The 12,742-nt window shown below is 33.1% G+C and carries 9 protein-coding genes; 4 read left to right on the top strand and 5 right to left on the bottom strand.

Annotated features, from left to right (window positions below; translation table 11 throughout):
* The first annotated feature begins 79 nt into the window (after positions 1-79).
* From CXF67_RS04100 to CXF67_RS04090, 3 genes are read left to right on the top strand one after another with little or no spacing between them, the layout of a single operon-like run.
* Complete coding sequence (locus CXF67_RS04100) at positions 80-625, top strand: RNA polymerase sigma factor (RefSeq protein ID WP_102087578.1); 546 nt, start codon at positions 80-82, stop codon at positions 623-625.
* A complete protein-coding gene (locus CXF67_RS04095; protein WP_102087577.1) occupies positions 609-1,151 on the top strand; it encodes a hypothetical protein in 543 nt (180 codons plus the stop codon). The genes CXF67_RS04100 and CXF67_RS04095 overlap by 17 nt, the downstream gene beginning before the upstream one ends.
* Positions 1,123-2,427 carry a DUF4097 family beta strand repeat-containing protein gene (locus CXF67_RS04090; RefSeq protein ID WP_102087576.1) on the top strand — a complete coding sequence of 435 codons (1,305 nt, stop codon included), beginning with the start codon at positions 1,123-1,125 and terminating at the stop codon, positions 2,425-2,427. Before CXF67_RS04095 ends, CXF67_RS04090 begins: the two co-directional genes overlap by 29 nt.
* Positions 2,428-2,435: 8 nt before the next feature.
* Here CXF67_RS04090 and CXF67_RS04085 read toward each other — a convergent pair whose 3' ends face one another.
* The 5 genes from CXF67_RS04085 to pyrE form a co-directional block, all read right to left on the bottom strand.
* On the bottom strand, positions 2,436-4,907 hold the full coding sequence (locus CXF67_RS04085) for a M14 family metallopeptidase (RefSeq protein ID WP_102087599.1): 2,472 nt from the start codon (positions 4,905-4,907) through the stop codon (positions 2,436-2,438).
* 70 nt (positions 4,908-4,977) lie between these two features.
* Positions 4,978-5,883, bottom strand: a complete 906-nt coding sequence (locus CXF67_RS04080; RefSeq protein ID WP_102087575.1) for a sterol desaturase family protein — start codon at positions 5,881-5,883, stop codon at positions 4,978-4,980.
* A 135-nt stretch (positions 5,884-6,018) separates the two neighbouring features.
* Positions 6,019-9,996: a PAS domain S-box protein gene (locus CXF67_RS04075; RefSeq protein ID WP_102087574.1), complete on the bottom strand. Its 3,978-nt coding sequence runs from the start codon at positions 9,994-9,996 to the stop codon at positions 6,019-6,021.
* 116 nt (positions 9,997-10,112) lie between these two features.
* Positions 10,113-10,505, bottom strand: a complete 393-nt coding sequence (locus CXF67_RS04070) for an orotate phosphoribosyltransferase (protein WP_102087573.1) — start codon at positions 10,503-10,505, stop codon at positions 10,113-10,115.
* A gap of 3 nt (positions 10,506-10,508) precedes the next feature.
* A complete protein-coding gene (gene pyrE, locus CXF67_RS04065; protein ID WP_102087572.1) occupies positions 10,509-11,153 on the bottom strand; it encodes an orotate phosphoribosyltransferase in 645 nt (214 codons plus the stop codon).
* A gap of 8 nt (positions 11,154-11,161) precedes the next feature.
* On the opposite strand from pyrE, the gene CXF67_RS04060 reads away from it, so the two are divergent.
* Entirely contained in the window at positions 11,162-11,785 is a 624-nt protein-coding gene (locus tag CXF67_RS04060) for an NUDIX hydrolase (protein WP_102087571.1), read from the top strand.
* Positions 11,786-12,742 lie beyond the last annotated feature (957 nt).

Raw genomic sequence — 12,742 nt, 5'->3', positions numbered from 1 at the left:
AATAAACGATAAAGTTTGTAACGTTACATAACTTCAAACGTATTTAAGGTGAAGCAATTTTAATTTATCTCCTCTGAATTTGTCAGCAACTGATTTGATATCAAAATGTTTAAAAGGAAATGAAAAGGCACAATTGAAGCTGTACAACTCCTATTGTGATGCTATGTTGACTATAGCCTTCCGATATGTAAAGCAAAGAGATCTCGCTGAAGATATCACTCAAGAAGCCTTTATCAAAGCTTTTTCAAACTTACACACCTTCGATGGGCGTTGCACTTTTGGTGCCTGGTTGAAACAGATTGTTATTTATCAATCTATCGATTGTTTACGAAGGAAGACATATGATCTTAGTCTAGAATACGATCATTTGATTCTACCTGAACAGGAAGGAAAAAGTTGGAAAGTAGAGGATTCTATATCTGTAGATCTTATAAAATCTATAGTAGAAAACCTACCCTTAAAGTACAGTCTTGTTTTGAAACTGTTTTTGATGGAGGGCTATGATCACCAAGAGATTTCTGAAATCCTAAAAATTTCAGAAAGCGCTTCTAGAACTCAATTGCACAGAGGGAAAACGATGTTGAAAGACGAATTAATAAAACAGGGTTATGAAAGATTTGCGTAAAGATTTTAATTATGAGGATGCGCCTATACAGATGTCTGAAGGTCATCAACAACTATTTGAAGCCAAATTAAGAAAAGAATCGAAAGCCGTTTCGAGGAGCGAAACTTTACAAAAGAGTGCAGCAGTTCTTATCGTAGGACTTGTGAGTTCTATTTTATGGTTTCAAACTACACCAGATCAAATTCAGCAAAATGAAAACCCTAACTTGATAAGTTTGGGAGATTTTTCTCCAGAATTTCAAAAAATTGAATCGTTTTATCAAGCCTCTATCAATTATGAATTAGCCACTCTAGAAACTGGTGATTATGATGATTTAGTGAATTCCTATGTATTGGAAGTGGAAAAAATTGATGGCGAGTATAAACGTCTTCAAAATGAATTAGCTCGACAAGGCTTTGATGAAACTCTTATAGAGGCTATGATAGAAAATTTACAACTTAGGTTAGAATTACTTCAAAATTTAAAACTCAAGTTAACCGAATTAAAAACCTTAAATCATGATAGCGAAAGTATATACCAATTCTAGTTTACTAGTCATTTTATTACTAGCACCATTCCTTATTTTTTCTCAGCAAAAGAGAGTATCGACTGAAAGTTTTGATGTGGAGAAGAGCCCAATAATTATCTTAGACCTATCACATTCTACAGTCATTATTGAAACCTGGAATAAAAATAGAGTAGAGGTGAAAACTACTTTAACTTCCAATGAGGAGGATAAACAAGCTTTAAACGAAGCTTTTGACGCCTCAGAAATCAAAGTACTTGGAAACAGCAAACGGGTAGAAATTACGACTAGAAGAAACCGAAATGCGAAACGTAATGGTGTTGGGTTTTTCCAAACTTCTGTTCCACCAAACCCTCCACTTCCACCAAATCCACCTCTTCCACCAAAACCATCAAAGCCTCTATTAGAGATAGATTTTGACTATGAGGCTTTTAAAGAAGAGGGGATAGACTATTTAGAAAAATTTAAGGAGCAATTGGATTCTACTAATTTTCGAGAGACCATGCTGGTGTGGAGAGACGAGCTTAGAAACTTTAGAGATGATTTGAAGGGTCTTAGGAATGACCAGAAGAATAATAGAAGCTTCCAAGATTCTTTAAGACAGTATGCACATGTCATTAGGGAAAACATAAAACCTTGGGTAGAAGAATTCAAGGAAGGCTACCAGGAGGCGAAGAACGGTTGGATGATGAAGCGATCGGTGAAGCGAGTGATAGAAATTAAAGTACCTAAATCGGCTAAGTTCGAGATGAATTTAAAACATAGTAAAATGGAAGTTTCAAGTCTACATAATGTTGATGCCAACCTGAGTTACTCAGGTTTGCAATTGGATACTGCCACTGGTCAAAATTCAAAAATAGTAATGAGTTATTCAACGCTTTCAATTAACTCCGCAGAGAGCTTAAACCTGAATATAGACTATTCCAAAAAGGTTGATTTAAAAAAAGTCGATCAATTAAATGTGACCTCTAAAATGTCGGAATTGAAGATCGGTTCTGTTCAAGATCAGGCTATTATTAAGGGCACCTATGGAAACCTACATATCGATAGGATAGACGACGACTTTTCACTTATAGATATTCATTTGGAAAAATCCAGTGCAGATTTGAAGCTGCCAAGTGATAAAAACTTTAGGTTTTATGCCAAATCGTCTAACTCCAAGATTCAAGTTAACTCAGAGTTAGACTTTAGTATGACCAAAAGTTATGATGATGTTATTTACACGAATAAAAATTCAAAAACAAGCTCGCAGATTTTCAACATTACCGCAAATTACAGTAACTTGAAATTAAACTAAGTCAGTGATTATTTAAAAGTTTGACTCCTATTATTAACCATAAACAGAGCATTAACGAAAAAGAGTTTGCCATTTTCCCAAAAGGACCGGAACAAGACATCATCTACCATATAAATTATACTTCCACGACCTAAGCGTTGTTCACCAAAAATTAGAGATTTAGAAATATTTTCTAATGCCTTTTCGCCAGCAAAACCGCTTAAGCGTTCTGGGGTATCTTCAATATAGGCGACATTAAAGCCCTTGTTGAGGTGTTTATAGGCTGCAGAACTGGTTTTTAAGGTGGCATAAGATTCTGTATACCCAAAGGCTAAGGGATGGGTGTTATCTACCTTAATGTTAAAGATAGCACCTTTGATACCATCCTTGGTACGTTCTTTTTCTCTTTCAGCAAAAGAGATTAGATTATTTTGAGTGGAGTCTTTTTCAACCTTTACCTTTTCTAGGCCAAATCCTTTCTTTCCTTCAAAAGTGGACAAAGCACTGCTCATAGCTATAAGTTTCCCTCCATTTTTAATCCAATCGGACAGAGAAGATAACTTCTTTTTATCAAAAATTTTAGAGTAAGATCCACTGGGTAGGATTAAAATATCGTAATCATTTAGGTCTATCTTCATAAGATCCTGAGCATCGATAGAAATAATAGGATAGTTCAGTTCTTGTTCAAAGAAATGCCAAATAGACCCATAACTCAAAGATGATACTTCGTCACCCCTTAAAATAGCAATGCGTTGCGAGTTAATTTTCTTAATATCTGGAGAGCCAAAATCTGTTCCCGAATCTGAAAAACTAGTTTGAGTAGCTGCTAATTTGATATGATACTTATTAGCGAGTTCAACAACCAAAGAATCAAAATTGGAATCTCTATTATTGGTCTTTGTTAAAATCAGGCTACCTCTATCATGAGATTCATTTTCAATTTTAAAAGGTTTTGTTGTCGCTCTTACATCAATCTTGTTCTTGAGTAATTCTGTTAAGAATTTGGCATCAGTTATACTCTTCCATGGGGCAATGTAGCCCACAGTTCCCTCTTCAACAGATTCTTGAGAATAAGGGTTTACTTTTGGTTGAGTGTTTATATCACCGCTAACTGTATAAGCCTTCACTCCATGAGCTAAGGCAAGATTCCAAGAGGTGATATCGTAGGTGAGGGGAGTGCTCAACTCTGGGTCCGCTTCCAATAGGACTTTTAGCATTTTAGACTTGGGTTGATTTGCCGGTACAACTAAAGCCTGGTCAGCATCAAAGGACATTTTTGCAGTGCTGTAAATAGGTTTACCCTTTAGTTTTTCTTCTTTTGAGAAGTGGTACTCATACTCATGGTGATCAAATAATTTAGTCAGCGTATTTAGTTTACTCTGCTCACCAACAAGAACATAGTAATCAAAATCTACAGTATTTTTAAAGTAGGTTTTAAATTCAGAATTAAGTTTTTTAGCATTTTCAGAAGATGTTTTTACCGTGGATAGCCCACTTTGCACATGGTGTTTTATACGATCTTTTAAGGTGAGCTCGTAACCTTCATCGGTATTTATACCAAGACCAGCTTGGCCACTTCCCGCTTGTTCGTAAGTCATGCCTATAGCTCCATTATAAGTAGGGTAAGTGTCTCCGTAACTGGGGTAAAATAAATCGAAACGTTCTCTAGTGAAATAGGCCCATTTTTTTTCGTCAAATGCTTTAGCGTTATTTTTTCCGATTTGGGTCTGAAATTCTTTTTGAAAATTGGTAATAATCTTATGAAAGGGCTTTGCTGCTGGTGCAAAATAATAAGGGCTGTTAATGCCTTGTTCATGAAAATCTACATGAACATGAGGCATCCATAAGTTATAAATTTTAAGCCGGTGTTGGGTTTCTATTTGAGTAGCCCACATCCAGTCTCTATTTAAATCGAAAAGATAGTGGTTGGGTCTTCCCCCAGGCCATGGTTCGTTATGCTCAATAGCATCTTGATATGCTGTGTAAGGGGATGATCTCACTTGGTTGTACCAGTTAACATAACGATCTCTGCCATCTGGATTTACAGTTGGATCTATTATAACTACTGTGTTATCCAACACGTTTTCCTGATTGGTCATGAGCTCAAAAGCAGTCACCATAGAAGCTTCTGTATTAGAGGCCTCATTACCATGGACATTATAACTCAACCAAACAATAGCTATTTCTGGAGAGGAGTCACCTTCCAAAATGCCAGTTTGTTTTAAATTGTCTTTTCGTATACCCTCAAGATTACTATGATTCTCTTCTGAAGTAATTACCGTATAGCTTAAGGTTCTTAGTTCATTGGTTTGACCATAAGATGAAAAGGAAGCTAGTGGGCTATTTTGTGAGAGATATTTAAAGTAGCCGATAACTTGGTGATGCTGCGTAAATTCAGATCCTATTGGGTAACCTAAAAATTCACTCGGAGACTTTAAGTCTTGAGCACTGCTGAATTTAAAAAAACTAACTAATAATAAAAGAGTTAAGAGGTATTTCATGTTATGAGTGTTTTCCGTAAAACTATAGGAAAACATTTAACATCAAATCTAATTAAAGAATTTTATATAATTATTTTTTTAAAATTTCTTCACTGCTAAGTTCCATTTTTTTCATTTCAGATTTATGATAATCTACAGGACTTCCAAAAGCTGTTCTGAATGCTTCCTTAACTGATTTAACTTTTGTTAAGTCTTTAAATAATGCAATCCACTCGTGAAATACTAAAGTAAGGGGATTGTAGGTATTAATAGGCTTAGTAATTCCGTAGATAGGCTTTTCGATTTCTTCTTCAAAAGTGCCAAATAGTCTATCCCAGATGATTAAGGTTGATCCATAATTTTTATCCAAATACTTCTCATTTTTAGAATGGTGAACCCTGTGGTGAGAAGGAGTGGTAAAAATGAATTCAATAGGTCTTGGTAATTTTTTAATAAATTCTGTGTGTATCCAGAATTGATACAGAACTTCTATTTGATGAACAACTAAAAATACAAAAGGATGAAACCCCATTAAGATCACAGGTAAAAAGAAAATAATTTTAAGATTTTGTGTCCATGACAATCTAAAAGAAGTAGAAAGGTTATAATATTCAGAGTTATGGTGTACCACGTGTGTAGACCACCAGAAACGTTGCTCATGAGCAATTCTATGAGACCAATACCTTACAAAATCTAAAGCAATAAAACAAAGGAGATAAGACCACCAAGTCTGTGGTATATAAAAAGGAGTAAGATTATAAAAGAAAAGAAAGAAACCAAAAACACCCAGCTTCATCACACCATTTAAAAGAATATTTACTACTCCAATAAATGTAGAGGACATAAAATCCTTCCCTTCGTATAGTTTTTTGTTTTGTTTATAGCTGAAATAAAATTCTAAAGCCACTAAACTAAACATAACAGGGGCTGCAATCCAAATAATAGTCGTAAAATCTAAATTGGCTACATCTTCAAGGCTAATTTTAACTTTCTCCATTTACATTTTTTTTACAAACATAAGTTTTGAAAAAACATTATCACTAAGTTTTTAGCAAAACTTTATAGGCTTTATGCTCTGTTTAAGCTTTTATGACAATTACTCCTTGAGCCTATTGTTGTAAATGTGTACTCTTTAGAAGAAGGATACAGATAAAGTGTCAAGTAAATTTTGAATTTCATCAGAAAGCTTATCACATCCCTCAGAAAAGTCTGAGGCCTTGGAAAAAGATGATTTTTCAATGTCTAATGCACACTCCGATAAGTTTTCAACGCCTAAATTAAGTGCTGTTCCTTTAACCTTGTGAGCTAGTTTTTTTAATTGTTTTTCATCTTTTTGAAAGTTGATAGCTTTTAATTCTTCTAAATCTTCAGACAAGGTTTCAATAGCCAATTTGATCAACTCGTTATAAAACTCTTCATTATGACCGATACTTTCCATTAAGTAGTCTTTATTGAAGGATCTTGAATTTACCTTCTCAGAATTTTTTAAAGAAGCTTTAATAATAGGTTTTTTGATTTCTTGCTTTTGAATCTTATTTGAATACTCGAAAATAATATTTTTTATAGATTCTTGTAGAATAGGTTTTGATATATAATCGTCCATACCAGATTCTAAACATTTTTCTTTAGTTCCTTCTACTGTTCCAGCAGTGATAGCAATGATGGGTACGTGTTTACCATTTTTATCCTTTCTGATGGCTTTTGTAAGTTCGTAGCCATTCATATTTGGCATTTGTATATCCGAAAAAATAAAATCTGGTTGATGGGTCTTAAATAATTTTAGGGCAAATTGGCCATCTTCAGCTTCGTAAATTTTTACATTCGAATAGATATTCCTAAGATAGGATTTAATCAATTCCATATTGATTAAATTATCTTCTGCAATTAAAAATTTAAGGCGTGTTTCTTTATCAAAATTTATATTTTCAGTGCTTTTCTGTTTGTTAATAACTCTCAAGCTATTCGTTTTTCTTATTGCATTGAATAAAGATCTTTGTTTTATAGGTTTATTAATACATTGGTTAAAACCCAAAGCTCGGTAATCAACCCCTTCCTCTTCTGTATTAGAATTTTTAAGTAGAATGAAACGCACAGATTTTGAACCTTTATGAGTTTTTAATTTCGAGATTATAACAGAGCTACTTATTCCAGAAATCATATGATTTATAAATATGATCTGAGGAGAGTAGTCCATCATTTTCTGAGAAGCACGGTCTAGATCTTGTGCATTTTCAGTCTGAATATTAAATGGTTTTAAATAACTTTCTATAGATTCACAGTGTTCATCTACATTGCCAATAACGAGGACTCTATTTATATCTTTAGGCGGAGGTAGTATGACTTTATCCTTATTTTCTGACTTAACAGACACATCAAAATAAAATTCGCTTCCTATTCCAAGTTGGCTTCTCAGTTTTAATTTGCTTTTCATCAAGTTTAAAATCTGTCCAGATATCGATAAGCCTAAACCTGTCCCACCATATTTTTTTGTAACAGAAGCATCTTCTTGTATAAAGGCATTAAAAATCTTCTTTTGATTTCCTTTTGCAATTCCTATACCTTTATCTTCTACAGAAAATGAAATGGTTGTTAAGTGATTGGTTTTATTTTTGAAATGCACTTTGAGTTTCACATAGCCGCTATGAGTGAATTTAATAGCATTACTTATTAAATTCATCAAGATTTGCTTGAGCCTAACCCCATCTATCCAGATATAATCCGGAATCTTATCCTCTATGACTAAAACAAACTCAAGGCCTTTTTTATGCGCATCATACTTAGTAAGATCTACTACATCGTTAATCAATTTAATTAAGCTGGTTTTTTCTATATCCAGTTGAAGTTTTCCAGATTCAATTTTTGAAAAATTTAAAACATCGTTGATCAAGTCCAAGAGTGTGTTGGCAGATTGAAAAACTGTTTTCATGTATTTATGCTGCACCTCATTCAAAGGAGTTTTCATCAAAAGGTCAGAAAACCCAATTACTCCATTCAAGGGCGTTCTAATTTCATGACTCATATTGGCAACAAACTCAGATTTGGCCTGACTCGCTTTTATGGCTTCAACTTTAGAATTTTCAAGCTTTTTCTCAAAGCGTTTTTGCTCCGTTATATCTTGTATTGTTGAAATGACAATGCGATTTCCATCTTCATTAAAATGGATTAATCCATTGATCATAACCTTAATAAATTCTCCAGTTTTAGCCTTGAGGACCTTTTCCAACGGTCCTATCTTTTTCAAATTTTTCAAATTTTTAATCGCTTGGCGGTCTTTTTCAACAACTTTCTTTTCTGGAGTTATAGACCAGATGTTCATGTCTAGAATTTCATCTTTGGTATATCCAACCATCTCCTGCATTGCTCTATTGACATCTAGGAAATTACCACTCTTAAAATCTGTGATGATTATACCTACAGGAGACAATTCAAAAATATTTTTGAACTGTTGGACATTTTGTTCAAGGTCTTTTTCTAACACCTTTTTATCTGTTATATCATGATGTGTTCCAAACATCCATTCTGGTTGGCCGTCTTCAGTCCACGAAATCACTTTTCCTTTATCAAGAACCCAAATCCAATGACCTAATTTATGTTTTAAGCGTAAATCCATTTTATAGAAATCACTTTTCCCATCAAAATGCTCTTGTAATGCCTTATCGCTTTCAGGTAAATCAATTGGATGTGTTACATTATTCCAAACATCTATAGAATTGCTAAGAGTAATTTCTTTTGTGGTATACCCAAGCATTTCTACAAACCTAGTGTTAAATAGAGCTTCTCCAGTTTGTACATTCCATTCCCAAGTCCCTAAATTGGTAGCATTAATTATGTTATTAAGCCTACTTCTTTCTTTTTTGAGTTTTATTTTGGTGTTTTTTATATCAGTAATATCCTGAAAGGTTCCATATAACCCAACACATTCTTTATCTACAATTTCTGGCTTTATATTCACTAAAGCCCATATAGATCTTCCTTTTGCGGTTTGTGTTTCAAACTCTCCTGTATAAGAGATATGGTTATGAATACAATCTTGGACTTTTTCGGTCATGCGTTTAGCACTTTCTCCGCTTTTAAAAAAGGAGAGCGCTCCTTCTAGGTTTGGCTGTTCATGACTTTCAATTTCAGCGATTTCTTTAAGGATAGGGGTCCAGAATAACTTTTCCTTCTTTACATCATAATGCCAACCTCCAATTTGTGATAAGCTCTCTGCTTCGCTAAATAAATTATTGATAAGTTTCAATTCTTTCTCTGCATTTTTTTGGTCTGTAACCTCTCGTATAACACATAAAACCTCTGTTTCTGAGTTCTTACGCTGCACAACAGTCACATTCATATTGAACCATTTTAGAGAATTATTGGTCAATAAATTATATTCAATAGGAATGCTTGAATTGTATTGTTTGCTGGTTTCAACCGCTAGTTTTAACTTAGTCACCAATTGGTGATCAAGGTCAATCTCATCTATTCTTTTATTAATAAACTTTTTGTTTTTTAATAGTAGATGGTCTTCTTTACCATAAAACTCTAAAAATTTTAGCTCAGCATCCAGAAGGAAAACCATATCCCCAGTATTGTTTAAAAGGGTTTGGAAGCGGTGTTTTCCATCAGAAATGCTTTCATTCAGTTTTTTTAATTCAACCTGTTTTTTGTGGGAGATTATTTTATCCATGACTTCTTGAGATAATTTCTCGAGAATGTCTTTTTGAGCATCAGAAAGCTCTTTAGGACTTGAGTCAAATACATTTAATGTACCAAGAGCATAACCGTTATGATCTACAATAGCTTTACCTGCGTAAAATCTCACACCAGGAGTATTTAAAACGAAAGTTTTGTTTTTTAGATCTTTATCTTTGGAAATATCAGGAATGATATTTAAAACCCCAGGATTTTTGATGGCAATATTACACAAGGAATTATTTCTTTGAAATTCCTTAACGTCGTAATTGAACTTGGCTTTAATCCAAAGTTTATCTTTTTCAATAAAGGCAATATGTGCATAGGAGCAATCACAAACTTTTGCAGCAATTTCTACGAGCCTATCAAAACTTTCGTCTTTTTCAGAGTTGATTATATTATAACTGTAGAGCGCCTTGAGTCTTTCTTTCTCCATGAAAAATATTATTACAATTTAAATTTAGGTTAATATTTTTATTATAGCTAATATTTATTTTACAATGAAGTGCTGACTTATAACTCTAGATTCTACGATAAGTAACATTTTAAAATTTAAATGACTTTAAGATTTTCGCTTAATGTGGTAATAAATTTTTTGATGGGATTTTTAATCATCATAGCCATCATGCTATTGAATTCACCTTCAAAAATAAGTTGAACTGAAGATTCTTTTTCGTTTACTTCTTCAATTTCTCCCCTTAAGGTAAAAGGGAGTTTATCACTTGAAGCAGCCAAAACAACTAGGTGATTAGGTTCCGTCTTCTCTAATTTTAATTTTATAGTGGGCATTCCTTTAAGTTGAAAAAGGAAGCTATCGCCTGAAAGCATCTCAAATTTTTCAATACTTTCAGGCATTAATTTTTTAAAGTTCTCTACGTTTTTTAAAAATTCAAAAGTCTCTTTCTGACTTTTAGCAATATTTACTTTTTCGCTGTCTAGGTGCATAGTTTATGTATTCCAATTGGCGGGATCTTTTCGCCAGGTTTTTAATAATTCAAGTTCTTTTTTATTTAGATAATTGGTTTTGTAAGCTTCTTCAAGCAGGATGTCATAATTACCGAGCGTGTAAACGTCGATATGTTCTTCTTTAAATCTGGCTTCTGCTTCATCAAATCCATAAGAAAAGATAGCCATCATCCCTTTAATATGGGCTTGACCTTCTTCTTTTAAGGCTTTTATAGCGTTCAAACTACTTTTACCTGTACTAATGAGATCTTCAATAACCACCACATTGGCATGTGGATCCAATTTACCTTCTATTTGATTTTTTCTACCATGTTTTTTGGGCTCAGGCCTTACATATACAAATGGTAATCCTAGGTAATCTGCTATTATAGCTCCAATCCCTATGGCTCCTGTAGCTACACCCGCAATGACATCGGGTTTGCCGAAAAGGGTTTCTATAGGCTTGGCCAACTCAGAAACGATAAAATTTCTGATAGGAGGATAGGACAGGATAATTCGATTATCGCAATATATGGGCGATTTCAAACCGCTTGCCCAAATAAATGGTTCTTGTGGGTTTAATTTTATTGCGTTAATTTGCAGCAATAGTTCTGCGGTCTTATGAGCTGTGCTTTCATCTAAAATCATGTTTACAAATGTATAAAGTTTTCGTGAATGACGTGCCAATAATATTATCTACTCAAGAAAATATAGGCTCACAATATATCAATATAAACATTAAAAAGGCTAAAATTAAAAAGCTTATCCATAAGATCGAAACCGGAGAACTCCATTATGTTAACCTCTACCATAAGAAAGAGCATAAGCTTTTGAAGCATCTTAAGAAGAAGTTGAAAGTTATTGTTGCTGCAGGAGGTTTAGTGTATAATTCCCAAAATGAAATATTATTTATTTATCGCAATAAAAAATGGGACCTGCCTAAAGGAAAGGCGGAAAAGGGTGAGGATATTGAGGAAACAGCTATCCGAGAAGTCGAAGAAGAAACTCATGTTCAAGGTTTAACGATTGAAAGATTTTTACAAACCACCTATCATATTATCAACCGTAACGGGAAATATAAGTTGAAAGAAACCCATTGGTATGAGATGAAAACTGACTTCCAAGGGAAACTCATACCCGAAGCCTCTGAGGGTATTAAAAAGGCTAAGTGGAAAAATTTTGAAAAATCCCAAAAAGCTCTTTTAAAATCTTACGCTAACATCAAATTGCTATTTCCGAAAGAATATTTACTTCAACACCCTAAAGATAAAGGGGTTTAAATGCGAGTCTTCAAAATATTTTGAACATTTGTGGATCCAATCCAATTGTCGATACCAGTTTTTAGCAAAATCAGAATCGATATTTTGTCTATTTTAACTCAGCTTTCAATTTAGGTTTGTTCTTTAACATTTTAACGGACAAATCTTCAAATAAATAAGGCGAAAAGCTTTCTTTATATAATGAGATCGTATCAAAAAAATTTCTATCAAAAAATAAATTGAAACCCGTTGCTCCCAAAATTTTAATACTACAGAGTGTCCCTGTTTGATTAATTTTACCAAAACATTTCTTTTTTGATCAGTCTTGTTAATATTTCTGTGTTTACTTTAGTTTCAAAAATATAGAAAGTCTTTAATAGGTAAAGTTCGTGTCCAATAATCTATGGACTTAGAGATTTAATTATCACTTTTTTAATTAGACAATGTTCGGTTTAAATCATCCTCTGTGACAGGTTATCAAATATTTTTTCTTTCATGAAATCTCTGTTGAATCGATAAAAATACTCGTCTAGATAATCCTGCAAATCCGTTACATCCAATGTAAACAGTCCAGTCACACTTTCTACCCAAAAAAATAAAGTTGAATAGAAACTTATTTTTGGATAAAATTTAATTTTTGTCAAAAAAAAGGGACAGAGCTATGTTTTGCTTTTCTTTAAAAACTTTCGAATGCTAGAGGATAAAAGTTTCTTTATGCAGAAATTTTATACACATAATATAGATGTTTCATTTAAAATTGGAAGAATTGTATTTCTTATTTTTTTGTTATTTTTGAACTTTAACAGCTAGAATGACTCACGCATAGTTGATCAACACAGTCCTTTTCTTTTAATTGATAAAATTAATAAAGAGGAATTAAAATTACTGTAACTAAGGCTATGCTAATTATTTTTATCAATCAAAAAAACTTTGCTAACCTATTTCAACTTATAATTCAATTTATTTATACAACTTTAT

It is taken from the genome of Psychroflexus sp. MES1-P1E, assembly GCF_002836055.1.
Lineage (GTDB): Bacteria > Bacteroidota > Bacteroidia > Flavobacteriales > Flavobacteriaceae > Psychroflexus.
This window is presented reverse-complemented; position numbering and strand designations above follow the sequence as displayed.